The 23,700-nt window shown below is 68.7% G+C and carries 18 protein-coding genes; 1 reads left to right on the top strand and 17 read right to left on the bottom strand.

Annotated features, from left to right (window positions below):
* Positions 1-48 precede the first annotated feature (48 nt).
* The 14 genes from ACIPYW_RS07135 to ACIPYW_RS07070 all read right to left on the bottom strand — a co-directional run bounded on the left by ACIPYW_RS07135 (position 49) and on the right by ACIPYW_RS07070 (position 15,331).
* Positions 49-576, bottom strand: coding sequence for a DUF6121 family protein (locus ACIPYW_RS07135; RefSeq protein ID WP_400412174.1), 528 nt, complete (start codon positions 574-576; stop codon positions 49-51).
* Between the two features lie 73 nt (positions 577-649).
* The gene (locus tag ACIPYW_RS07130) at positions 650-1,270 is read right to left on the bottom strand and encodes a hypothetical protein (protein WP_400412172.1); all 621 of its coding nucleotides are present in this window, start codon (positions 1,268-1,270) and stop codon (positions 650-652) included.
* 172 nt (positions 1,271-1,442) lie between these two features.
* Positions 1,443-2,180: a hypothetical protein gene (locus ACIPYW_RS07125; protein ID WP_400412169.1), complete on the bottom strand. Its 738-nt coding sequence runs from the start codon at positions 2,178-2,180 to the stop codon at positions 1,443-1,445.
* Position 2,181: 1 nt separating this feature from the next.
* Positions 2,182-2,949 (bottom strand): hypothetical protein, encoded by a 768-nt coding sequence (locus ACIPYW_RS07120; protein ID WP_400412167.1) that lies wholly within the window; start codon positions 2,947-2,949, stop codon positions 2,182-2,184.
* Positions 2,946-3,998, bottom strand: a complete 1,053-nt coding sequence (pilM, locus tag ACIPYW_RS07115; protein WP_400412165.1) for a type IV pilus assembly protein PilM — start codon at positions 3,996-3,998, stop codon at positions 2,946-2,948. Before pilM ends, ACIPYW_RS07120 begins: the two co-directional genes overlap by 4 nt.
* 46 nt (positions 3,999-4,044) lie before the next feature.
* The gene (locus ACIPYW_RS07110; RefSeq protein WP_400412163.1) at positions 4,045-4,896 is read right to left on the bottom strand and encodes a prepilin peptidase; all 852 of its coding nucleotides are present in this window, start codon (positions 4,894-4,896) and stop codon (positions 4,045-4,047) included.
* Position 4,897: 1 nt separating this feature from the next.
* Positions 4,898-6,763 carry a hypothetical protein gene (locus ACIPYW_RS07105; protein ID WP_400412160.1) on the bottom strand — a complete coding sequence of 622 codons (1,866 nt, stop codon included), beginning with the start codon at positions 6,761-6,763 and terminating at the stop codon, positions 4,898-4,900.
* Positions 6,760-7,413: a type II secretion system protein J gene (locus ACIPYW_RS07100; protein WP_400412157.1), complete on the bottom strand. Its 654-nt coding sequence runs from the start codon at positions 7,411-7,413 to the stop codon at positions 6,760-6,762. Before ACIPYW_RS07100 ends, ACIPYW_RS07105 begins: the two co-directional genes overlap by 4 nt.
* On the bottom strand, positions 7,413-8,759 hold the full coding sequence (locus tag ACIPYW_RS07095; protein ID WP_400412155.1) for a carboxypeptidase-like regulatory domain-containing protein: 1,347 nt from the start codon (positions 8,757-8,759) through the stop codon (positions 7,413-7,415). Before ACIPYW_RS07095 ends, ACIPYW_RS07100 begins: the two co-directional genes overlap by 1 nt.
* A gap of 83 nt (positions 8,760-8,842) precedes the next feature.
* Positions 8,843-9,274, bottom strand: coding sequence for a type IV pilin protein (locus ACIPYW_RS07090; RefSeq protein ID WP_400412152.1), 432 nt, complete (start codon positions 9,272-9,274; stop codon positions 8,843-8,845).
* Positions 9,275-9,459: 185 nt separating this feature from the next.
* On the bottom strand, positions 9,460-10,692 hold the full coding sequence (locus tag ACIPYW_RS07085) for a type II secretion system F family protein (protein ID WP_400412149.1): 1,233 nt from the start codon (positions 10,690-10,692) through the stop codon (positions 9,460-9,462).
* Positions 10,692-12,440, bottom strand: a complete 1,749-nt coding sequence (locus tag ACIPYW_RS07080) for a type IV pilus twitching motility protein PilT (RefSeq protein ID WP_400412147.1) — start codon at positions 12,438-12,440, stop codon at positions 10,692-10,694. Before ACIPYW_RS07080 ends, ACIPYW_RS07085 begins: the two co-directional genes overlap by 1 nt.
* Before the next feature lie 16 nt (positions 12,441-12,456).
* The gene (locus tag ACIPYW_RS07075) at positions 12,457-14,127 is read right to left on the bottom strand and encodes a GspE/PulE family protein (protein ID WP_400412144.1); all 1,671 of its coding nucleotides are present in this window, start codon (positions 14,125-14,127) and stop codon (positions 12,457-12,459) included.
* Between the two features lie 181 nt (positions 14,128-14,308).
* Complete coding sequence (locus ACIPYW_RS07070) at positions 14,309-15,331, bottom strand: GNAT family N-acetyltransferase (RefSeq protein ID WP_400412142.1); 1,023 nt, start codon at positions 15,329-15,331, stop codon at positions 14,309-14,311.
* A 66-nt stretch (positions 15,332-15,397) separates the two neighbouring features.
* On the opposite strand from ACIPYW_RS07070, the gene ACIPYW_RS07065 reads away from it, so the two are divergent.
* Entirely contained in the window at positions 15,398-15,763 is a 366-nt protein-coding gene (locus ACIPYW_RS07065; RefSeq protein ID WP_022904460.1) for a VOC family protein, read from the top strand.
* A gap of 3 nt (positions 15,764-15,766) precedes the next feature.
* Here the strand turns inward: ACIPYW_RS07065 and ACIPYW_RS07060 are convergent, their stop codons facing one another.
* From ACIPYW_RS07060 to rpoB, 3 genes are all read right to left on the bottom strand, one after another.
* On the bottom strand, positions 15,767-16,030 hold the full coding sequence (locus tag ACIPYW_RS07060) for a hypothetical protein (RefSeq protein ID WP_400412140.1): 264 nt from the start codon (positions 16,028-16,030) through the stop codon (positions 15,767-15,769).
* 158 nt (positions 16,031-16,188) lie between these two features.
* On the bottom strand, positions 16,189-20,070 hold the full coding sequence (rpoC, locus tag ACIPYW_RS07055; protein ID WP_290133554.1) for a DNA-directed RNA polymerase subunit beta': 3,882 nt from the start codon (positions 20,068-20,070) through the stop codon (positions 16,189-16,191).
* A gap of 42 nt (positions 20,071-20,112) precedes the next feature.
* Positions 20,113-23,601: a DNA-directed RNA polymerase subunit beta gene (gene rpoB / locus ACIPYW_RS07050; RefSeq protein ID WP_290133553.1), complete on the bottom strand. Its 3,489-nt coding sequence runs from the start codon at positions 23,599-23,601 to the stop codon at positions 20,113-20,115.
* Positions 23,602-23,700: the final 99 nt, after the last annotated feature.

The following is a 23,700-nucleotide window of genomic DNA, read 5'->3' as shown; positions in this document are numbered from 1 at the left end:
TGGTCGTCGCACGGCGCGGCTCGCGGTGTCGCGTCGTGCGGGGCGATCCTACCGCGGACCGCCGTCACTCCCCCGGGCGTCCGGGGCCGGTGCGGACGTGCGGCCAGGGCCTCCCGAGACCGGGCCGGGGCCGCTGCCGGAGCCTTCCGAGGCCGCCCCCGTCGCTCGCGCCTGGTGTCGGACGACGGCGATCCCCCCGACGACGCAGACCAGGGCGACCACGACGGTCCCGACCACGAAGGGCCCGAGCGCGGAGCCCGCCGGGAAGACGAGGAGCTCCGTGGCGTCACCCCGGAGCAGTGCGTACCCGACGGCTCCGACACCGAGCATCACCAGGTACGAGGTTGCTGCGGCGACCAGGCCCGTGACGCCGGGGTTGCCCTCACGGGCTCCGGCGGCGGTCGCGAGGAACACCACGATCGCGACCGAGACCACCATCGCGGGGCCGAGGTACGGGGTCGCGTCGGGCTGGGTGATCGGTTCGACGTCGGCGAGGAGCGCCTCGAAGCCGGACACCGCGACGACGAGCGCGATGAAGAGCACGGACGTCATCGTCGCGATCAGCCACCGGGACATGGAGCGATCGTATCGCCGGGGTCGGCGGCACGGGCGGGTCCCGCGGGGTTCGGCTCGGCTCGGGTGTCAGCCGTCAGGCCAGTTCGGGCTGCTCGGGCACGCGGTCCTGCTGCTGGCACTCGTGGTCCTGCTGCTGGCGCTCGTGGTCCTGCTGCTCCCGCTGTGCTGCCGCGACCAGGGCGAGGGCGATCGTCGCGGTGATCACCGGGACGGTCTCGGTCATGGGGGCCGGGGCCGTGGGTGCCTCGCCCGCGGTGTGGACGCGGGCCTCCTCGTACGCCTCGGTGCGGACGTGCGCTCCGGTGTCCGGCTCGGTCGTGTCGTCGTGGTCGGTCGTGTCGTCGTGGTCGCGGAGGGCCGGGCCGACGACCGGCAGGACCACTGTCGTGGTCGGGGGCTCGACGAGGATCGGACCCGTCGTCGCCGCCACCGGCTCGCCGCGCCTGGCCGCCCGTCGCGTGCGCAGCATCTTCGTCAGGACCACCACGGCGACGATCGCCCAGATGCCGTTGACGATGAGCGACGGGATCGCGTGGTGTGCTCCGACGTTGACGGCGATCGCGAGGCCGCCGACGAGGTTGAGCAGCTGGTAGACCGGCCCGTTCGGTAGCTTGCCGGTCGAGAACAGGATGTAACCAGCCAGGACGGTTACGGCTCCGAACCAGCCGAGGAACTCCACGATTCCGTTCAACACGCGCGACTCCGGGCACGACGAGGAACAGCCCACGAGCGGGGCCGTTCGAGAGGGGGATGAGCAGCCACGAGCGCGGCGTCGGGAGCATCGTACGCAGACGAGGACCCCCGACGGAAGAGGGTGTGGCGTGGCGCGTCACGCCCCAGTCTGCGGGGGTCCTGCGGAGGGGCGGTCAGCCCTTGTCGGCGGCGGTCGAGTCCTCGTCGGAGAGCACGTACACGTACCCACCGAAGGTCCACGTCGTCGCGTCGCTCGAGCCACTGTCGGAGCCACCGGTGGTGGACTGCGCGGCCGTCGACGAGACGGCGTTCACGAGGAACAGCCGGGGTCCGTCCTGCATGCCTCCGACGAATGCCAGGGCTTGGTCGAACGAGCCGTCGACGGACACGGTCACCGGGATCGCGGAGAAGTTGGCGGGTGTGATCCGCGGGTCCGTGACCGTCGACGCCGTCGGGCTCGGCGACGCACCCCCGGTCGCCTCCGCATCGGGGGTCGCCGTCGCGGACGCCTCCGGAGAAGCCGTCGAGTCGGTTCCCGGTGCCGTGGCGGTGGTGGATGTCGGCTGGGTGTACGCCAGGGCGTCGGCCGTCGTGATGGCGGACACCTTCACGCCGCTGCGCGCTGCGACGGCGTCCACCGATGCGTAGAACTTCGACATCGAGGCGCTGGCCGGGACGGAGTCGGTGAGGGTGGCGAGTTCGGCTTCGAGCTTCGGGAGGCTCTTCGCCCGCTCCTTGAGTCGAGCGAGCTCCGAGGCCGTCGTGCGGTTCGTCGCGTCCACGCCGACCTGCTGCTCCCGGTCGGCGGCGGCCTGCGCGAGCTGCGGCTGGACGCCGAAGAAGAAGCCGGCGAGCGCGACGATCACCATGGAGGCGACGGCGAGGAGCATGCTGAGGCGGTTGCGGGTCATCTCACTTCTCCTCTTCCAGGTCGTACTTCCGGTCGAAAGCCTCGTCGTCGACGTGGATCGTCATGTTGACCGTGTACGCGCCGGTCGTCTCGTCGAGGGTCACCGAGTTCGCGGTCGCATCGACGAAGCCCTTGAGACCCTTGAGCGAGTCGAGCCACTGCGGGACGGACGGCAGGGTCGGGCTCTCGGCGGCGATGGTGAGCGTGGCGATGCGCTGGCCTTGCAGCGGTGCATCGGACTGCACGTAGCTCTCGAACGGCGACGCCGAGTCGACGGTGACGCCGGTGATCCGCGTACCGCTCGGGAGCGACGACTGGACGGAGCCGAGGTACGACTTCCAGGCGATCTCGGTGGACCCCCCGACGGCTCGAGCGGCCTCGCGGAGCGTCGTGCCGGACTCTGCCGCACGGACGTCCTTGTACTGGGCCTGCTGTTGCAGGAGGGACAACGTCTGATCCTGGGCAGCCGTGAGATCGTCGTGTGCCTCGGCGGCCACCATCGAGGCGGCGCCGACACCGATGCCCACGACAGCGGCGACGAGGACCACGCCGGCCCACACCCGGCGGACCGTCCGCTGACTGCGGCGTGCTGTGAGCACCTCGGTGGGGAGGAGGTCGACGCGCGGGCGTCCTCCGATGACGAGGTCGCCGGAGGAACGCCGGTTCGCGCCCTGGCGCTGCTCGGTGGAGCCACGACCAGCGGTCTCCGTTGCTCCTTGGCTGCGGCGGCGGCCGGGTCGTGTGGCCCCCGCCCTGGTCGTCTGGCTCATGCTGCCTTCCCTCCGGCTGCGAGGCTCCAAGCGACCGCGATCGAGGGACCGTGCGCGTGCAGGTCCTCGACCCGGACGGTCTTGGCCAGGGCCACGTTGGCGAACGGCGCCCCGTACCGTACCGGGAGACGGGTCGACTCGCGGAGCGCTTCGGCCAGCCCGGGCAGAGCGGCACCGGCACCGCCGAGCAGGACGGCGTCGACCGGTTCCTCCGGGTGGGTGTTCACGAAGTAGCTGATCGTGTTCCGGAGGCTCGCGAGGAGCTCGCCCACCGTTTCGCGTACGAGGGACACGGCTGCCGCATCGTCGCTCGTGCGGGCTGCACCCAGGTCCATGCCGAGGTGACGCTTGACCGCTTCCGCCGCGCTCTCCGCGACGCCGAGGCGTCCGGCGAGGAGACGGGTGACGTCGTCGCCGCCGGTCGGGATGATGCGGACGAACTTCGGGACGCCGTCGGTGACCACGACGACGGTCGTCGTGTTGCCGCCGTACTCGACAATCACGACGGTACCGCGCTGGTCCGCCGGGGCGAGGACGCGGGCGAGCGCGAACGGGATGAGGTCGACGCCGACCGGGTTGAGTCCGGCTGCCTGCACGGCTCGGACGTTGGCGAGCACCGCGTCCTTGACCGCAGCGATCAGCAGGCCGCTCACGGTGGGTCCGCTCTCACCCACCCCCTCGGAGGTCGGGTAGAAGTCGAGGATGGCGTCACCCACGGGTACCGGCAGCATGTCCTGGACCTGGAACGGGAGCGATTCCCGGATCTGTGCGAGCGACGCCCGCGGCACGGTCAGGTCGCGTGAGAGCACACGCTGGTTGCCGATCCCGAGCACCACGTCCTTCGATCGGAACCGTCCGATCGACCAGAGCTGCCGGAGCGCTCCCGCGACGGTGTTGGGTTCGACGACCTCGCCCTGCCGGGTCGCTCCCTCCGGGACCGGGACCTCGGCGAAGCGGACGATGGTGGGCTTCGGACGGTTCGCGTCCTGCACCTCGACCGCTCGGATGGCGGCGGAGCCGATGTCGACGCCGACGATGCTCTTGGCCATTGCGGGTCCTTCCGGAGAGAGATGTGTGTGCCGTCGGGTCGCGGGGTCAGGCGAGGCCGAGGAGGCCGAGGTAGCCGCGCCAGACCGGCTCGCCGAACACGATCCCGACCCAGGCGCCGCCGAGCATCCAGGGACCGAACGGAATCCCGCTGCCTCGGCTGGCCCGACGCACGAGCACCAGGACGATCGCGAAGCTACCCCCGAGCAGGAACGCGCCGAAAGAACCCACTGCGAGGGGTCCCCATCCGAGGTACGCGAGCACGAAGCCGAGCACACCAGCGAGCTTGACGTCCCCGAAGCCCATCCCTCCGGGGACGGCGAGCGCCAGGCACAGGTACACGGCGCCGAGGCCCACGCAGCCGGTCAGACCACGGAGGATCGCCCCCCAGTCGCCGACCGTGACCGCGGCGACGCCGAGCAGGACGGGAAGGACGACAGCGGCCGGGAGCACGATGCGGTTCGGGAGGGTGTGGGTCTCCAGGTCGATCAGGGTGAGCGCGACGCTGATCGCCATGAGGTACAGCAACGCCACGAGCACGATGACGCCGCGCGCGGTCGTCGCGACGCTCGACCCCGCCCCGGCCAGCGGGCTCCACGGCGCGGTGGCGAGGAACGCGGTCACCAGGACGGCCAGGAGGCACGTCGCGGCCTCCACGGTCGGGTAGCGGACCGAGATGGGGGCCGAGCAGTCGCGGCAGCGGCCGCGCAGGACGAGCCAGGACACCACCGGGACGTTGTCGACCGCCCGGATCGGGTGGTCGCACCGCGGGCAGGCGCTCGCCGGGTGCGACACCGAGAGCCCGGCGGGGACCCGGTGCACGACGACGTTGAGGAACGAGCCCACGGCGAGGCCGAGGACCGCGACGAGCGTGAGGACGAAGGGCAGCACGACGGTCACGTCACTTCCCGGTGGGGCTTCCGTCGGCCCGGAACGCCGTGGCGGACTCCGTCTCGGTCGTCACGCCGTAGGTGGTGGACACGGGCTGCAGGAACTTCGGCGGCGCCGACGTCCGGAGGCGGGCGTCGTAGCCGTACGCCTTCGCGTACGCGGTCAGCAGTCCGGTCGAGTACTGCGAGCGGACGGCGCCGCGGAACTGCTGGGCGATCGAGCCGTAGATGGTCAGCTTCCCGAGACCCGCGCCGTACTGGTAGTTCTGCACGTTGAAGGTGCCGAGGTTGCTCGCGATGGCGGCGTCGACCTCGATGTTGGTCGTCGCGGCGAGGTTCGTCGAGTAGCTCGTCCTGCCCGTGTTGCACGCCGTCCGCTGGAGGTTGGAGTAGCTCTCGCACGAGACGGGGTTGTAGATCGACACGGCCTTCTGCCCGACCAGGCCGAGCATGTCGTCCGAGGTCCGTCCGTTCTGGTAGACGATGTTCCCCGTGACGTAGAGGAAGTTCTCCGCCGCGACGGTCATCTGACCGCCGAAGGAACCGGAGACGAAGGCGTCACCGTTCCGGCATCCGTAGAACCCGGCATCCCCCCTGGTGCCGGTGAACTCGCCCGCGAGCGGGTAGCCGAGTCCGTTGCCGTAGTCGGAGGTGACCGTGTTGCCCGACTTCACGTTCTGCTGACAGAACACACGGGACCCCGCGGTGACCGTGCCGTTCACCGTCCCGGTGGGCGTCGCGCTCGGCCCCCAGTAGTTCGGGTCCGTCGAGGTCGACGGCACGCTCTGCACGTAGACCAGGTTGGCCGGCAGCACCGGGATCGTCGCGCCCGAGCCGCTGAGGGCTGCTGTCGACCCACAGAGCGCGTCGTTGCCGGGGCCCGCCGCGATCGCGTTGCCGCTCGCGTCCCCCTGGACCTGCGTGGCTCTCGTCCAGGGCGAGACGACCCGCATCTTGCCCCCGGAGAGGAAGGTGATCGAGGTCGGGCCGGTGTACAGGCAGCCGGGCTTGGCGACCTTGTCCGGGATGTCCGTCCGCGCCTCCTGCTTCATGTTCGCGTTCGTGCTCGGCATCGGCAGGGTGCCGACCGTCTTGATGTCACCACCGTCGAACGTGGTGGAGGACTTGCACGCCGAGTCGATCTGGGTGCTCTTGCTCGTGTAGAAGAAGCCGGCAGCGCCGGTGTCCTGCACGGTCGACTTGAACCACGCACCGCAGGCGGTGACGACGTCGTTCGTGCGGACGGGCCCGTCGAGGGTGTCACCACTCGCGAAGACGACCGGCTCGCAGCTCGAGGCGCTCCAGTCGGCCTCGTTGCGGTGCTTGGACGTGCATCCGACCCCGGTGAGCGACGGGTCCTGCGACTCGTAGTTGGTGAAGTACAGGTAGTTGACGAAGCCGTCCCCGCGGAGGTCGACGACGATCGTCCGGGTGGTCGAACCGGCCTTCCCGGTGACCCGGAGACGCACCTTGCCGGTCGTCGGGTACGCCGAGTTGTCGACCTCGTACCGGTAGAACTGGTCGCTGCTGCCGACCACGGTCGCCCAGGTGCCGTCCTTCGACACACCGAACGCCTTGTTCGACGGGTCCGCCGTGTACGTGCTGGTGGCGGAGAACGCCGTGCGTACGCCGTACTTCACGTACGCGTTGTCCGCGGCGAGGCGTCCTTGGTACTCGGAGAGCCCGGCGTACGCGGCCGCCATCGCCTTGGTGTAGTTCGTGTCGTTCGTCGCCTTCGCGGCACCACTGGTGGCGGTCGCCACGACGAGCGACAGCACGATGAGGAGCACTGCGCCGATGCCGATCACGGCAGCGAGGGCCACGCCGCGCTCGTCGTCGCGGGCGCGGAGGGCGCGGATCATCCGGGTGAGCATCATGACTCCGTCGCTGCGCCGTAGTCGAGGTTGCGCAGGTTGATGGTGGCCGCGAAGGTCGTGTCGTTCGCCGCGGTGCTCCCCGTCGAGCCGGTGGTCAGCGTGATCCGGACGGACCTGATGGTGTCGACGGTCGAGGAGGTCGGCGTGAACACGGTGCCGTTCGCGTTGGAGTAGGTGAAGAGTGCCCGGCCGCGCACGACGTCCGCGAGCACGGTGCTCCGGACCGGGTTCGAGCTCGGGAAGGAGCAGTAGCCCGTCGAGCAGTCGCCTCGCTGCAACTGCATGAGGAGCTTGCCCGCCACGACGTCGACCGTGACCTTCGTCATGCCCGCCGCCGAGGTGCTCGTGTCGACGCTCGAGGTGAACGCGAGCGCACCCGCCGTCGCGGTGGAGAACGCCGGCTGCGTGACGGTCCGGGACACCGGTAGGCGGCTCGCCTCACGGAGGTACCGGCTCAGCTGTGTCATCGACGTCGTGCCCTGCCGCGTGCTGGCGTCCAGACCGGAGACGGTCTGCTGCGCTTTCGTCATGGAGACGAAGAAGCTCCCGACGAGCGTGAGCAGGAGCGAGGTGACGAGCATCGCCACGATGAGTTCGACGAGCGTGATGCCGCGTTCCTCGGCGTGCAGCCGGCGCAGGAGCGCGCGCATCAGCTCGCCGGCCTCGGGTCGACGACGACGGCTCCGTCCGAGACCCTGCCGTTCGTGACCATCGCGACGGTCGAGCTCGTGAGACCGAGCACGGTCGAGATCGCGCCCGACGTGGTGCCGCTGTAGATCTTCCACGTCCCCCACGGCAGGGCGATGGTCATCTTGCCGGACGTCGGCTTCGGGAAGGTCAACGTCATGCCCTTCGCACACCCCGGATCGCCGTTGCCCGGCGTCGTGGTCTTCGCCGTCACGAACTTCGAGGTGTCGAGACCCGAGAGCGTGACCGCGCCCATCTCGACACGTCGCGGCTGCTGCGAGTTGTCCCGGGACTCCGTCGCCGTCCCCTTCTTGCCGTTCGCGTTCGGGATCGTCCAGGTCCCCGGCTCAGGGCTCAGACAGGTCGAGGCCGCGTCGGCGGAGTCGTCCGCCGCGTAGCTGCCGGCGACGGCCTGGTAGCCACTCGGGAACGGGAACAGGGAGACGGAGGTGGGCGATCGGTCGTAGACCTTCGTCCCGGACACGGCGTTCGTGACGGACAGCTGGAGGTTCGTGGGGAGGACCGCGCCGGAGTCGGGGGTGGTCGCGTACTGGTAGCTGTAGGTGGCGGCCTGGTCGAACGCGAAAGCAGCGGCCCCGGACGAGCCGGCCGACACCTTGACGGACTGCTGCGAGGGACTGACCTGTTGGGTGGAGTCCACGTAGCCGGAACGGGCCACGGACACCGTGTACGTACCCGGCGCGACGCCTGAGACGTAGGTGCAGCCCTCGGAGTCGGTCGCCGGGAAGGTGACACCCGCCGGGCCGCCGCTCACGGTCGGGACGATGCCGGCGACGCCGACGCCGTTCGCGTTCGTGACCCCGACGAGGATCGAGCCGGTGGAGTCGGAGTTGATGTTGGTGAGGGGTGCGATCGCGCTCGACATCGTGAAGCGCTGCGAGCCGGACGAGGAGGCGGTGGTCGCCCAGCTCACCGTGACCGTCACCGCTTTGTACGACAGCGTGCCGTCGCCGGTTCCGCAGGCGTTCGAGGCACCGGAGGACTTCGTCCACGTCACGGTGCGCTTGAGGTCGTAGGTGCGCCCGCCGACCTGCCGCTGGGCGGTCCCGGACTTCACGTCGAAGATGCTCGAGGTGTCGCGCAGGGTGTCGATGTCCTCCATGGCGACGGTGGCGGCGACCTCGCGGGCGCGGGTGTCCTTGGCGAGGACGAGGGAGGACGTGATGCCGGCGGCGATCCCGGCCGCGATCAGGGCGAAGATCGTCATCGCGACCATCACCTCGATGATCGTGAACCCCTCGTCGGAATCACGGGCGGAACGCAGTCGCTCGGCGATGCGCGAGATCATGGCGTCCCTCCTCCGACGTCCTGGTGATCGTGCAGACGTGGGCACCGCCTCACCAAGGCGGTGCCCACGAACAGCGGCTCCTATCAGCAGGTACCTGTCGTGACACCGTCAGTCTGGGTCGCCTTGAACGTCTTCGTCGTCGAGCTGGTCGCCTGGATGCAGAATCCAGTGTCCGTCTTGGTGTAGGAAAGCGCAGTCGTGCTGGCGCCCTTGGTCGAGCCCGCACTCGCGTAATCACCGCTCGTCAGCTGCGCCTGCGTGAGGGTGGCGGGGAAAGAGCCATCGGTCTGCGACGCGACGCTCACGATCGCGGTCTTGACGTTCGCGAGGTCGGACTTGGCGGACGAGTCCTTCGCGTTGTTCTGCACCCCGATGTACACGGGGATCGCGATCGCCGCGAGGATGCCGATGATGATCACGACGACGAGGAGCTCGATGAGCGTGAAGCCCTTCTCCTTGTCGGCGAGGAGACCCTTGCGGCGAGCGTCGAGCTTGCCCATGAGAGCGAAGTACATATTGTTTCCGTTCTTCGAAAGAATGCGTGGGATTGAATTTCGGGGCTTGCTCGGCCGCCGCTGATCAGCGTATTCGCGGCGTTTCCGAGGAGTAATCCCGAGAACGGGGGGCAATCCGGGTACAACTCACCCCCAGTGCGAGGGGCGCAGCAATTGCGGAACACCCTCGCTCTGGGGGTGGATGGTCAGGAGGCGTTCTGGACGACGTTCGTGATCTGGAAGATCGGCATGTAGAGCGCGATGATCATCCCGCCGACCACCACCCCCAGGAACGCGATGAGGAGCGGCTCGATCAGGGAAGTGAGGGCATCCGTGGTCGCTTCGACCTCGGCGTCGTAGAACACCGCGATCTTCTCGAGCATCGTCTCAAGGGATCCGGCATCTTCACCCACCGCGACCATCTGCGTCACCATTGCCGGGAAGACATTCTCGCGTTGCAGTGGGTCAGCGATCGACTCGCCTTTCCGCACCGATTCCGCGACATTGTCGAGAGCACGTTTCACGACGATGTTGTTCGACACTTCCCCGACGATCCGCAATGCCTGGAGAATCGGGACGCCCGCGCCGATCATGTTCGAGAAGTTGCGGGAGAACCGCGCGATGACGATCTTCTTCTGCAAGGGTCCGAACACCGGGAGACGCAGCACCAGTGGATCGACGACCGCTCGCACTCGCTCGGTGTTCTTGTTCACTCGCCACCAGAGCCAGAACACCAGGATCGCGATCGCCAACGGGATCGCGATGTACCGCATCGCGTGGGAGAGGTACACGAGCATCATCGTCGGGAGCGGGAGCTTGCCGCCGAGCGACGAGAACATGTCCTGGAAGATCGGCACGATGAAGATCAGCATGATCGCGACGGCCAGGAGCGACATGACGAGCACCACCACCGGGTACGTCATCGCCGACTTGATCGTCGAACGGAGCTTGTGCTCCTTCTCGAAGTTCGTCGCCACCGAGTCCATGGCCTGGTCGAGGAAGCCGCCCGTCTCCCCCGCCCGGATCATGTTGATCATGATCGGCGGGAAGTCCACCGGGTACTTCGCGACCGCGTCCGAGAACGAGACGCCCCGCTCGACGTCGTCCCGGACCTTGCCGAGGATGTCCTTGAGCTTCTTGTTCTCCGTCTGGTCCGCGAGGATCGTGAGCGCGCGGAGCAGGGAGAGCCCGGACGTGAGCATGGTGGAGGCCTGCCGCGACATGATCGCGAGGTCCTTCAGCCCGACGCCCTTCTCGAACCCGGGGATCTTGATCTCGGTCTGCAGACCGGTGCCGGGCTTCGCCTCCGTGATGGCGATCGGCGAGACGCCCATGCCGCGGAGGCGCTGGACGACGGCCCCTTCGGACGCGGCGTCGAGCCGCCCCTTCACGAGCTTGCCGCTGCCGTCGCGGCCGCGGTAGTCGAAGGCGAGCGACATCAGTGGCCTCCCGAGTACTTGTCGCCGAAGTCGATCTCGGACGCGGCGATGGCGGCAGCGGAGGAGTCGGAGGGCGACTCGACGCGCTGCACGAGCCGGTCGAAGCCGTCGTGGTCGTGGACCTTCTCCATCGCGGCACGGCGGGTGATGGTGCCGACGTTGACGAGCTCGGCGAGGTCCTGGTCCATGGTGTGCATGCCGGCATCGCGGCCGGCCTGCATCGCCGAGGTGATCTGGTAGGTCTTGCCTTCGCGGATGAGGTTCCCGATCGCGGGGGTGGTCTTCATGATCTCGGTGGCGACGACACGGCCGGCGCCGTTGGCCTTCGGCACGAGGGTCTGGCAGACGACCCCTTCGAGGGTCGACGCGAGCTGGGTTCGGATCTGGCCCTGCTGGTGCGGCGGGAACACGTCGATGACACGGTCGATGGTGCCGGGTGCGCTCTGGGTGTGGAGGGTCGCGAAGACGAGGTGGCCGGTCTCGGCGGCGGTGAGCGCGACGGAGATGGTCTCGAGGTCGCGGAGCTCGCCGATGAGGATGACGTCGGGGTCCTGCCGCAGCACGTGCTTGAGCGCGGCGGCGAAGGAGTGCGTGTCGGCACCGACCTCGCGCTGGTTGATGATCGCCTTCTTGTGCTCGTGCATGAACTCGATCGGGTCCTCGACCGTGACGATGTGGTCGGCCCGGGTCTCGTTGACGAGGTCGATGAGGGCGGCGAGGGTGGTCGACTTGCCGGAGCCGGTGGGACCGGTGACGAGGACGAGCCCGCGCGGGAGCTTGGCGAACTCGCCGACGTGCTCGGGGATGCCGAGCTGCTTGAGCGTCTTGATCTTCGTCGGGATGATGCGGAACGCGGCGCCCCAGTTGCCACGTTGCTGGTAGTAGTTCACGCGGAACCGGAAGTCGGGCGAGAGCGAGTAGGCGAAGTCGAGTTCCTGCTCGTGGTCGAATTGTCCTGCCTGTTCGACGGACAGCATCGTCTTGAGTGCCGCGATGACCTTGGCACGCGACCACGGGCCTCCCGGCACGGCGGGTCGCAGCGATCCGTCGACGCGCACGGTCGGTGGTGCGTCGGCGGTGACGTGCAGGTCGGACGCGCCCTGGTAGACGACCTGCGCGAGCGCGGTGATGAGGTCGGGATCGGCGACCTCGCGCGCGTGACGCGTGAAGTTGATCACCTCGCTCCCGTCGGCAGACGGGCCGGCCGGGAGGCCCGTGGGGACCCCGCCGGACACGACCGGCAGCTGTCGGGTCGCCTCGTCGGCGTACCCGTAGGACGCGGTCGACGACGGCACGGCTGCGGGTGGCGTCGCGGGCGCAGCCTGCGGCTGTGCGACCGGCACGGCGACGGGGTCGCCCGACGGGGCGGGCCACGCGGGGGTCGCCCCGGGGGCGGCGTCGGCGGGCACCTCCCAGGCGGGAACAGGAGCGGCGGCGGCGACGGGTGCGTCCCAGGCCGGTGCCGGGGCGGCGGCAGCGAGGGGCGCGTCCCACGTGGGCGTCGGAGCCGGCGCAACGGGTGCGGCCCAGGCGGCCTCGTCGGTGAGGTCGTAGACCGGTGACGCGGCGGGCGGCGGCACGACGGCGCCCGCGACGTCCGGGGACGTCGGGTGGGACGCGGCGGCCGCCGCGGCAGCTGCCAGGCGCGCTGCTCGGCGTCCTCCGCCGACCTCGTTGCCGGGCGCTCCGGGGTGCCAGCCGTGGACGGGGTCGTCCGCGGGCGTGATGTCGTAGACGGAATCGGTCATCGTTGTGCTCCCGGGCCTACGCGACCACGCGCAGGATCTCGTCGACGCTCGTCATGCCGAGCTTGACCTTCTCCCACCCGTCCTGCCGGAGGGTGAGCATGCCCTGCTCCTGGGCGACGCGGCTGATCTCCGCGCTCGATGCACGGGCGACGGCGAGCCGCTCGATCTCCTCGGTCACGGTCATGACCTCGTGCAGCGCGATCCGGCCGCGGTAGCCGGTGTTCGAGCACACCGAGCAGCCGATCGGGGCGGAGAACTCGGGTACGGGTGCGTCCGGGCTGGGCAGGAACCCGAGGGCGTGGAGCTGCTCGGCCTCGTAGACGGCCGGGGCCTTGCAGCGGTCGCAGAGGCGCCGGGCGAGACGCTGCGCGACCACGGAGTCGAGCGCGGACCCGACGAGGAACGGCTCGATGTCCATCTCGGTGAGCCGGGTCACCGCGGAGGGGGCGTCGTTGGTGTGCAGCGTCGAGAGCACCAGGTGGCCGGTGAGGGAGGCCTCGATGGCGATCTGCGCGGTCTCGTGGTCACGGATCTCGCCGAGCAGGACGACGTCCGGGTCGGAGCGGAGGATCGACCGGAGCGCGGACGCGAACGTCAGCCCGGCCTTGGGGTTGACCTGCACCTGGTTGATGCCGGCCATCCGGTACTCGACCGGGTCTTCGACGGTGATGACGTTGATCTCGGGCTTCGCGACCGCGTTGAGCGTCGTGTACAGCGTGGTCGACTTGCCGGAGCCGGTGGGTCCGGTGACGAGGATCATGCCGTAGGGCTTCGAGTAGGAGCGCTGGTACGCCCGGAAGTTGTGCTCGAGGAGGTTGAGGTCCTTGAGGGACATCGACGTGTTCGTGTTGTCGAGGATCCGCATGACGACCTTCTCACCCCACACGGTCGGCAGCGTCGCGACGCGGAGGTCGATCTGCCGTCCACCGTGCCGGACCGACATGCGGCCGTCCTGCGGCTTCCGACGCTCGGCGATGTCGATGTCGCTCATGATCTTGAGACGGCTGACGACGCCGTTCTGGATGTTCTTCGGCGCCGGGGCCATCTCGTGCAGGACCCCGTCGATGCGGTAGCGGACACGGACCTCGTGCTCGCCGGGCTCGATGTGGATGTCGGACGCGTGGTCCTGGATCGCCTGCGAGACGAGGAGGTTCACGAACCGGACGATCGGCACGTCGTCGAGCGAGCCGTCGGTCAGGTCGGCCTGCTGCTGGGTGTGCTGCGAGGCTTCTTCCTCGAGGGACGACGTGAGGTCGTTGAGCTCGTCGTCGGCGCGCAGGTAGCGGTCGAGCGCCGCGGCGAGGTCGCGTTCCTCGACCTGGAGCGGCTTGACGCTCCGGCCGGACGCGGTGCGTGCGTCGTCGATCGCGAGGACGTTCGTCGGGTTCACCATCGCGAGGACGAGCACGTCGCCCTCGAACCCGATGCCGAGCACGCCGTGGCGTCGGCAGAGCGCAGCCGGCAGCATCGACACCGCCGTGCCGTCGACCGGGTAGTCGGTCAGCGGCACCGTGCGGGAGTTGCTCGAGGCGGCACGAGCGGTGATGTACTGTGCCTCGCTCACGATGCCCTGGTCGACGAGCGCTCGGATGGACCGGTCGTCGACGTCTTCGTCGCCGGTCATCGAGTCGAGGTGCTCGATCGGCAGGGCGCCGTTGAGGATGAGGATCTCGGACAGCGTGGCCATGGGCTCCGAGCCTCCTTCGGTTCGCGCGCGGATCGGGAGTGGCGCCGTGCGGGGAACGACGCTCGACCACGCTACGGTCGCGCAGGAGGGCCGCCGCAGTCCCAGAAGGAGGGGGCGGACGGGCATCGGGTGTCCCCAGTGCGAGGGTGTCGACCCGTGCGTGCCGCCCGGATGGCCCGCGTCAGAGGGACACAGACGCCGTGACGTGCACGGCACCCGCGACGAAGCCGAGGCGCTCGTAGATGCGGCCGGCACCGCTGGGGTTCTCCGCGTCGACGTCGAGCACCGCGGCCGCGAGACCGTCGGTCCGCATCGCGTCGAGGGCGGCGCCCAGCACGAGCGGCGCCAGGCCCCGGCCCCGCGCAGCACGGACGACGCCGACCCAGTGCACGTACCCGAAGGGGTGGCCGCGTGCCTCGAACGCCGACGGCTCCACCTCGACGATCGCGAAGGCGAGCACGGCGCCGGAGTCGTCGACGACCACGCGGGACAGGTCGAGCCGGCTCTTGGCCGAGGTGAGGAAGCCGCGCCAGTCGGACGCCACCATCGGCTGCGAGCCCCAGTGGTCGCGGAAGGCGTCGTTCTTGGCCGCACGCAGCGGCTCGATGTCGTCGTCGGTCGCGGGTCGGACCACGAACCCCTCCGGCAGCACCGGGGCGGCCTCGCCGGGATCGTCGTCGAACACCAGCTCCATGTCGAGCCAGGTCCGCACGGGCTCGAACCCGGAGTGCGCCGCCAGCCGCAGGACCGAGGAGCCCTCCGGTCCGCCGACGTCGAGGGTCCCCGGGAGGTCGACGTCGAGCTGCGCCAGCCGCTGCCGTGCCCGACCGACCTGCCACGCAAGGAGCTTCCGACCGATGCCGCGCCCGCGGAACTCGGGGTGGACCGCACTCTCGAGCACCGCCCGGGCCGCGGTGACCCGGGACGGGATGTCGATGACGATGCCGTAGGCCTGCACATGTCCCTCAGCATCGACGCCCACGAGGGTGTCCCGAGCGACGTCGAGCCGCTCCGTGGACAGAGTCCGCTCGACGTCCGCTGTGGAGGGACGGCTGCGCGGGTCGTCCACCGCCGCAGCGGCGACCGCCACGGCGAGGATCCCGGCGGTGTCGTCCGTGGTCGCCGGCCGGAAGGTCAGCCCCGCGGTCGGGACCGGCGGCTCGAGGTGGGCCGGTGCCGTGATCCGTTCGCGCAGTGTCGCCATGTCCCCAGCCTGCCAGCACACCAGGAAACGCTCGACGCGCCCGACCCCGTCGGGCCATGATGAGTCATGGACATCACGAGCGTGACCGTGGGGCTGCCCGTCACCGACATCGAGGCGTCCTGCCTCTGGTACGGCGCGGTCTTCGAGCGCACCGAGCCGGACCTCGAACCCGAGGACGGCGTCGCCGAGTACGAGGTCGGCGGCATCTGGATCCAGCTCTACGAGGACGAGCACGCCGAGGAGAACCCCGTCACCGTCCGGTTCGGCGTCGACGACGTCACCGCCCAGCACAGCCGCATCGGTGCCCTCGGCATCGACATCGGCCCCGTCGAGTGCATCGACGGCGCCACGAACTGGTTCGACGTCCGCGACCCCGACGGCAACGTGCTCAGCTTGTACTCACTCGTCGACGAGAAGGGCCGCACCGCCTGACGCTCAGGAGCGGACGACCCACGCGACCACGGCGACGGCCAGCACACCGACCACGATCAGGAACGTGTTCGGCGCTCGGCCACCGTCCCGGTCGATCCGGTCGATCGTCCCGGACAGGAGGACCGCACCGCCACCAGCTGCCACTGCGAGCGGTCCGCCGGCCAGCACCAGGATCAGCGACGTCACCGCCAGTCCCACCGACGCGACCCCGACCGCCAGGGCGGCGCGACGCCGCCGCCGACTCAACTGCTCTGTTCCGGATCCCACCCGACCAACATATCGCGTACCAGTGACGAGACGGACTGGAGGCCAGTGGCGGGCCCGCCCCGCGCCTCCAGGCCGACCCGTGATCGCGAACGCGACCCGCAACGGCGAAGGGCCCCGCATCCTGACGGATGCGGGGCCCTTCGTGAATCACTTCAGACTCAGTTGTAGGTACCCGGGGTGAAGTCGTCCGACGAGAAGCTGTCGAAGTCGACGAAGCTCAGGTCGGCGTCCGAGAACGACGAGTCGTCCGCGAAGATGCGGTTGGGGTACCGCTCGGCCTTCGCTTCCTCGGTCGCGTTCACATCCACGTCGCGGTACCGGCTGAGGCCCGTCCCGGCGGGGATGAGCTTACCGATGATGACGTTCTCCTTGAGGCCGACGAGGTGGTCCTGCTTGCCCTCCATGGCCGCCTGCGTGAGGACGCGGGTGGTCTCCTGGAAGGACGCGGCGGACAGCCACGACTCGGTCGCGAGGGACGCCTTGGTGATGCCCATGACCTCCTGGCGAGCGGAAGCGGTCTTGCGACCCTCCTGCAGCGCCGCACGGTTGAGCTCGTTGTACCGCGAACGGTCCACGAGCTCGCCCGGGAGCAGGTCGGTGTCGCCGTGGTCGACGACGGTGACCTTGCGGAGCATCTGGCGCACGATGACCTCGATGTGCTTGTCGTGGATCGGCACGCCCTGCGAGCCGTACACGTCCTGCACACCGTTGACGAGGTGCTTCTGGACCTCACGGACACCCTTGACGCGAAGAACTTCCTTCGGGTCGACGGTGCCGGCGATGAACTGCTCGCCGAGCTCGACGTGCTGGTTGTCCTCGATGAGGAGCGTCGCACGCTTGAGCACCGGGTAGATGAACGGCTCGTCGCCGTTGTCCGGCGTGAGGATGATCCGACGACCCTTGTCCGTGTCCTCGATCACGACGCGGCCGGGGGCCTCGGCGATCGGGGACGCGCCCTTCGGGGTGCGGGCCTCGAAGAGCTCGGTCACGCGGGGCAGACCCTGCGTGATGTCGTCGGCCGACGCCGAACCACCCGTGTGGAAGGTACGCATCGTCAGCTGGGTACCGGGCTCACCGATGGACTGGGCGGCGATGATGCCGACCGCCTCGCCGATGTCGACGAGGTTGCCCGTGGCGAGCGAACGGCCGTAGCACTTCGCGCAGACACCGATGGCCGACTCACAGGTCAGGACCGAGCGCACCTTGATGCTCTCGACACCGGCCGCGATGAGCTTGTCGATCAGGACGTCACCGACGTCCTCACCGGCCTCGGCGACGACCGTGCCCTGCGCGTCCACGGCCGGGGTGGCCAGGGTGCGCGAGTACACGGTGTTCTCGACGCGCGGGTCGCGGACGAGGGCGCCGTCGGCACCCTTCGTCGCGATCGGCAGCTCGAGACCACGGGTCGTGCCGCAGTCGTCCTCGCGGATGATGACGTCCTGCGAGACGTCCACGAGACGACGGGTCAGGTAGCCCGAGTCGGCGGTACGGAGAGCCGTGTCCGCCAGACCCTTGCGGGCACCGTGCGTGGCGATGAAGTACTCCGCCACGGTCAGGCCCTCGCGGTACGAGTTGATGATCGGGCGGGCGATGATCTCACCCTTCGGGTTGTTCACCAGACCACGCATACCGGCGATGTTGCGCACCTGCAGCCAGTTACCACGAGCACCCGACGAGACCATGCGGTTGATGGTGTTGTCGACCGGGAAGTTGTCGCGCATCTCCTGCGCGATCTCGTTCGTGGCCTCGGTCCAGATCTTGATCAGGTCGGCGCGGCGCTCCGCGTCGGTGATCAGACCCTTGTCGAACTCACCCTGGACCTTGGCGGCCTGGACCTCGTAGCCCGCGATGATCTCCTTCTTGCGAGGAGGCGTCACGACGTCCGAGAGCGCGACGGTCACACCGGAGCGGGTGCCCCAGTAGAAGCCGGCGTCCTTGATCCGGTCGAGCGCGGCGGCCGTCTCGGTCTTGGAGTAGCGCTCGGCGAGGTCGTTGACGATCGCGGAGAGCACGCCCTTGTCGGTGACCTTCTGGACGAACGGGTAGTTCGCCGGGAGGGTCTCGTTGAAGAGCGCACGGCCGAGGGTGGTCTCGAGCAGCACCGGCTCGCCCTGCACGTAGCCCTCCGGCGCCTCGCCCTCGGCGAAGTACACGTCGGACATGCGGATCTTGACGAGCGCGTTGAGGTGCAGCGTGCCCTGGTCCTTCGCGAGGATCGCCTCGGCGACGGACGAGAACGCACGGCCCTCACCCACGGCACCCTCGCGGACGGTCGTGAGGTGGTGCAGACCGATGATCATGTCCTGTGCGGGCAGGGTCACCGGGCGGCCGTCGGACGGCTTGAGGATGTTGTTCGAGGCGAGCATGAGGATGCGGGCCTCGGCCTGGGCCTCCACCGAGAGCGGCAGGTGCACGGCCATCTGGTCACCGTCGAAGTCCGCGTTGAACGCAGCACACACGAGCGGGTGGAGCTGGATGGCCTTGCCCTCGACGAGCTGCGGCTCGAACGCCTGGATGCCCAGACGGTGCAGCGTCGGCGCACGGTTCAGCAGCACGGGGCGCTCGCGGATGATCTCCTCGAGGACGTCCCACACCTGCGGGCGCGAACGCTCGACCATGCGCTTGGCCGACTTGATGTTCTGCGCGTGCGACAGGTCGATGAGGCGCTTGATGACGAACGGCTTGAACAGCTCGAGGGCCATCTGCTTCGGCAGACCGCACTGGTGGAGCTTGAGCTGCGGGCCGACGATGATGACCGAACGGCCCGAGTAGTCGACACGCTTGCCGAGCAGGTTCTGGCGGAAGCGACCCTGCTTGCCCTTGAGCATGTCGCTCAGGGACTTGAGGGCGCGGTTGCCGGTACCCGTGACCGGACGACCACGACGACCGTTGTCGAACAGCGCGTCGACGGCCTCCTGCAGCATGCGCTTCTCGTTGTTCACGATGATCTCGGGGGCACCGAGGTCGAGCAGGCGGCGGAGACGGTTGTTGCGGTTGATCACACGACGGTAGAGGTCGTTGAGGTCCGACGTGGCGAAGCGGCCACCGTCGAGCTGCACCATCGGGCGGAGCTCCGGCGGGATGACCGGGACGACGTCGAGCACCATCGCGGCCGGCGAGTTGCCGGTGGCGAGGAAGGAGGAGACCACGCGCAGACGCTTGATCGCGCGGATCTTCTTCTGGCCCTTGCCCTCGGCGATCTGCAGGCGCAGCGACTCGGCCTCGGCGGCCAGGTCGAAGGCCTCGAGACGGAGCTTGATCGCCTCGGCGCCCATGTAGGCGTCGAAGTAGATGCCGAAGCGGTCCTGCAGCTCGTGGAAGACGGCGTCCTCGGGCTTGAGGTCGCCCACCTTGAGGTTGCGGAAGTCCTCCCACACGCGCTCGAGGCGGGTGATGTCCTCGTCGAACGACTTGCGGACCTGGGACATCTCCTTCTCGGCGGTGTCCTTGGTACGGCGCTTGACGTCGGCCTTGGCGCCCTCCTCCTCGAGCGCTGCGAGGTCGTCCTCGAGCTTCTTGAGGCGGTCGGCGATGATCGAGTCGCGCTGGCCCTCGAGGGTCTTGATCTCGAGACGCATCTCGTTCTCGAGCCCCGGGAGGTCGGCGTGACGGCCCTCTTCATCGATGTCGATGATCATGTACGCGGCGAAGTAGATGACCTTCTCGAGGTCCTTCGGCGCCATGTCGAGGAGGTACCCGAGGCGCGACGGGACGCCCTTGAAGTACCAGATGTGCGTGACGGGAGCGGCGAGCTCGATGTGGCCCATGCGCTCGCGGCGGACCGAGGACTTGGTGACCTCGACGCCGCAGCGCTCGCAGACGATGCCCTTGAACCGGACGCGCTTGTACTTGCCGCAGGCGCACTCCCAGTCGCGGGACGGACCGAAGATCTGCTCGCCGAACAGACCGTCCTTCTCGGGCTTGAGAGTGCGGTAGTTGATGGTCTCCGGCTTCTTGACCTCGCCGTACGACCACTGGCGGATGTCCTCGGCCGTGGCGAGACCGATCCGCAGTGCGTCAAATGAAGTTGCTTCGAGCAATGTTCTTCTCTCTAGCTGGATTCGTTACGAGTACGGGCGGGATCAGATGTCGTCGACGGACGACGACTCGAACCGCGAGGAGATGTTGATGCCGAGCTCTTCGGCGGCACGGAAGACCTCGTCGTCCGTGTCCCGGAGGCTGACCGCCTGGCCGTCGGCCGAGAGGACCTCGACGTTCAGGCAGAGCGACTGCATCTCCTTCATGAGGACCTTGAACGACTCCGGGATGCCGGGCTCCTGGATGTTCTCGCCCTTGACGATCGCCTCGTAGACCTTCACGCGGCCGAGGATGTCGTCGGACTTGATCGTCAGGAGCTCCTGGAGGGCGTAGGCGGCGCCGTACGCCTCGAGCGCCCACACCTCCATCTCACCGAAGCGCTGTCCACCGAACTGCGCCTTACCACCCAGCGGCTGCTGCGTGATCATCGAGTACGGACCGGTCGAACGCGCGTGGATCTTGTCGTCGACCAGGTGGTGCAGCTTGAGGATGTACATGTAGCCGACCGAGACGGGCTCCGGGAACGGCTCGCCGGAGCGGCCGTCGAAGAGCTGCGCCTTGCCGGACGAACCGATCAGGCGCTCACCGTCGCGGTTCGGGAGGGTGCTGTCGAGGAGGCCCTCGATCTCACGCTCGTACGCACCGTCGAACACCGGGGTGGCGACCTTCGTGCCGGGCTCCGCGTGGCGGGCGGCCTCGGGGAGGGCCTCGGCCCACTCCTGGATGCCCTCGACGTTCCAGCCCTGCTTCGCGAGCCACCCGAGGTGGATCTCGAGGACCTGGCCGAAGTTCATGCGGCCGGGGACGCCGAGCGGGTTCAGGACGATGTCGACCGGGGTGCCGTCCGCGAGGAACGGCATGTCCTCGACCGGCAGGATCGTCGAGATGACGCCCTTGTTGCCGTGACGACCGGCGAGCTTGTCACCCGCGGTGATCTTGCGCTTCTGGGCGATGTAGACGACCACGCGCTGGTTGACGCCGGAGCCGAGCTCGTCGTCGCCGTCCTGCGCGTCGAACACCTTGACGCCGATGATCGTTCCCTCTTCACCGTGGGGCACCTTCAGCGAGGTGTCGCGCACCTCGCGCGACTTCTCGTTGAAGATCGCGCGGAGCAGGCGCTCCTCGGCGGAGAGCTCGGTCTCGCCCTTCGGCGTGACCTTGCCGACCAGGATGTCGCCGGGGCGGACCTCGGCACCGATGCGGATGATGCCGCGCTCGTCGAGGTCGGCCAGGAGGTCCGGGCTGACGTTCGGGAGGTCGCGGGTGATCTCTTCCTTGCCGAGCTTGGTGTCGCGGGCGTCGACCTCGTACTCCTCGATGTGGATCGAGGAGAGCGTGTCGTCCTTCACGAGGTTCTGCGACAGGATCATCGCGTCCTCGTAGTTGTAGCCCTCCCACGGCATGAACGCGACGAGGAGGTTCTTGCCGAGCGCGAGCTCGCCGTTCTCCGTCGCGGGGCCGTCGGCGATGACCTCGCCCTGCTCCACGCGCTCGCCTGCGGAGACGATGACGCGGTGGTTGTAGCTCGTGCCCTGGTTCGAGCGGTCGAACTTGCGCAGGTAGTAGGTCTGCGTGCCGCCCTCGTCGAGCTGCAGGGTCACGGCGTCGGCCGAGACCTCGGAGACCACACCGGCCTTGTCCGCGGTGACGACGTCACCGGCGTCGATCGCGGTGTAGCCCTCCATGCCGGTGCCGACGAGCGGCGACTCGGAACGGAGCAGCGGCACGGCCTGGCGCTGCATGTTCGCACCCATGAGGGCGCGGTTCGCGTCGTCGTGCTCGAGGAACGGGATGAGCGACGTCGCGACCGACACCATCTGGCGCGGGGAGACGTCCATGTAGTCGACCTCGTCCTTGCCGACGAGCTCGACCTCGCCGCCCTTCTTCCGGACGAGCACCTTGTCGTCCTGGAAGTGGAAGGAGTCGGTGAGCGGCGCGTTGGCCTGGGCGACGACGAAGTCGTCTTCCTCGGACGCGGTCAGGTAGTCGATCTGCGTCGTGACCTGGCCGTCGACGACGCGACGGTACGGGGTCTCGATGAAGCCGAAGGAGTTGATCCGACCGAACGACGCGAGCGAGCCGATCAGACCGATGTTCGGTCCTTCCGGGGTCTCGATCGGGCACATGCGGCCGTAGTGCGACGGGTGGACGTCGCGGACCTCGACGCCGGCACGCTCACGGGACAGACCACCCGGGCCGAGGGCGGAGAGACGACGCTTGTGCGTCAGGCCCGCCAGCGGGTTGTTCTGGTCCATGAACTGCGACAGCTGGGACGTCCCGAAGAACTCCTTGATCGCGGCGACGACGGGGCGCACGTTGATCAGGGTCTGCGGCGTGATCGCCTCGATGTCCTGCGTGGTCATGCGCTCGCGGACGACGCGCTCCATGCGGGACAGACCGGTGCGGACCTGGTTCTGGATGAGCTCACCGACGGCACGGATGCGACGGTTGCCGAAGTGGTCGATGTCGTCCACGTCGAGGCGGAGCTGCACCGGCTCGCCGTCGCGGACACCGTCGATGGTGGTGCGCTCGGCGTGCAGCGAGACGAGGTACTTGATCGTCGCGACGATGTCCTTGACGGTCAGCACCGAGTCGCTCAGCGGCGCGTCGATGCCGAGCTTGCGGTTGAGCTTGTACCGACCCACCTTCGCCAGGTCGTAGCGCTTCGGGTTGAAGTAGAAGTTGTCGAGGAGCGCACGCGCCGCCTCGGCCGCCACCTGCTCGCCCGGACGGAGCTTGCGGTAGATGTCCTTGAGCGCCTCTTCCTTGGTGAGGATGGCGTCCTTCTCGAGGGTCGACTCGATCGAGGCGAAGCCCTGGAACTCGTCGAGGATCTCCTCGCTCGTCAGGCCGAGGGCCTTGAGGAAGACCGTGACGGACTGCTTGCGCTTGCGGTCGATGCGCACGCCCACCTGGTCGCGCTTGTCGATCTCGAACTCGAGCCAGGCACCGCGCGACGGGATGACGCGGGCGGAGTAGATGTCCTTGTCGGAGGTCTTCTCCTGCGCGCGCTCGAAGTACACGCCCGGGGAACGGACGAGCTGCGAGACGACGACGCGCTCGGTGCCGTTGATGATGAACGTGCCGCGCTCGGTCATGAGCGGGAAGTCGCCCATGAAGACGGTCTGCGTCTTGATCTCACCGGTCATGTGGTTCATGAACTCGGCGTTGACGTAGAGCGGCGCAGCGTAGGTCTTGCCACGCTCCTTGCACTCGTCGATCGAGTACTTCGGGTCCTCGAGCTCGGGCGACGTGAAGCCGAGCTGCATGGTCTCGCCGAGGTCCTCGATCGGGGAGATCTCCTCGAAGATCTCCTCGAGCCCGGAGTGCAGCGCGAGGTCGGTGCGACCCTGCTCCTGCCCCTCTGCGAGTCGGGCCTTCCACACGTCGTTGCCGACGAGCCAGTCGAAGCTCTCCGTCTGGAGGGCGAGCAGATCAGGAACCGTGAGGGTGTCCGTGATCTTGGCGAACGAGAGTCGCGAGTGGTTGCGACCGTTCTTGGGGTTGGTGGATGCGTTGGGCGCAGCAGCCAAGGGTGTGACCTCCGGTAGGCCCCGTCGGGCCGGTACTGACGAGCAGCACGTTGGTGGGTGGATTGACGCTTCAGCGCGACCTGGTGACCAACACACGGG

Source organism: Curtobacterium sp. NPDC089689, from assembly GCF_044749145.1.
Lineage (GTDB): Bacteria > Actinomycetota > Actinomycetes > Actinomycetales > Microbacteriaceae > Curtobacterium.
The sequence above is the reverse complement of the archived record's forward strand: the minus strand, read 5'-3'. Positions and strand labels throughout refer to the sequence as shown.

What these genes read in the sequence shown, in the direction of transcription:
- ACIPYW_RS07080 (WP_400412147.1), bottom strand. Translation starts at nt 12,440, where the DNA reads ATGACCGATTCCGTCTACGACATCACGCCCGCGGACGACCCCGTCCAC.
- ACIPYW_RS07075 (WP_400412144.1), bottom strand. Translation starts at nt 14,127, where the DNA reads ATGGCCACGCTGTCCGAGATCCTCATCCTCAACGGCGCCCTGCCGATC.
- ACIPYW_RS07070 (WP_400412142.1), bottom strand. Translation starts at nt 15,331, where the DNA reads ATGGCGACACTGCGCGAACGGATCACGGCACCGGCCCACCTCGAGCCG.
- ACIPYW_RS07090 (WP_400412152.1), bottom strand. Translation starts at nt 9,274, where the DNA reads ATGTACTTCGCTCTCATGGGCAAGCTCGACGCTCGCCGCAAGGGTCTC.
- pilM (WP_400412165.1), bottom strand. Translation starts at nt 3,998, where the DNA reads ATGGCCAAGAGCATCGTCGGCGTCGACATCGGCTCCGCCGCCATCCGA.
- ACIPYW_RS07065 (WP_022904460.1), top strand. Translation starts at nt 15,398, where the DNA reads ATGGACATCACGAGCGTGACCGTGGGGCTGCCCGTCACCGACATCGAG.
- ACIPYW_RS07135 (WP_400412174.1), bottom strand. Translation starts at nt 576, where the DNA reads ATGTCCCGGTGGCTGATCGCGACGATGACGTCCGTGCTCTTCATCGCG.
- ACIPYW_RS07120 (WP_400412167.1), bottom strand. Translation starts at nt 2,949, where the DNA reads ATGAGCCAGACGACCAGGGCGGGGGCCACACGACCCGGCCGCCGCCGC.
- ACIPYW_RS07085 (WP_400412149.1), bottom strand. Translation starts at nt 10,692, where the DNA reads ATGTCGCTCGCCTTCGACTACCGCGGCCGCGACGGCAGCGGCAAGCTC.
- ACIPYW_RS07100 (WP_400412157.1), bottom strand. Translation starts at nt 7,413, where the DNA reads ATGCGCGCGCTCCTGCGCCGGCTGCACGCCGAGGAACGCGGCATCACG.
- ACIPYW_RS07105 (WP_400412160.1), bottom strand. Translation starts at nt 6,763, where the DNA reads ATGATGCTCACCCGGATGATCCGCGCCCTCCGCGCCCGCGACGACGAG.
- ACIPYW_RS07095 (WP_400412155.1), bottom strand. Translation starts at nt 8,759, where the DNA reads ATGATCTCGCGCATCGCCGAGCGACTGCGTTCCGCCCGTGATTCCGAC.
- ACIPYW_RS07125 (WP_400412169.1), bottom strand. Translation starts at nt 2,180, where the DNA reads ATGACCCGCAACCGCCTCAGCATGCTCCTCGCCGTCGCCTCCATGGTG.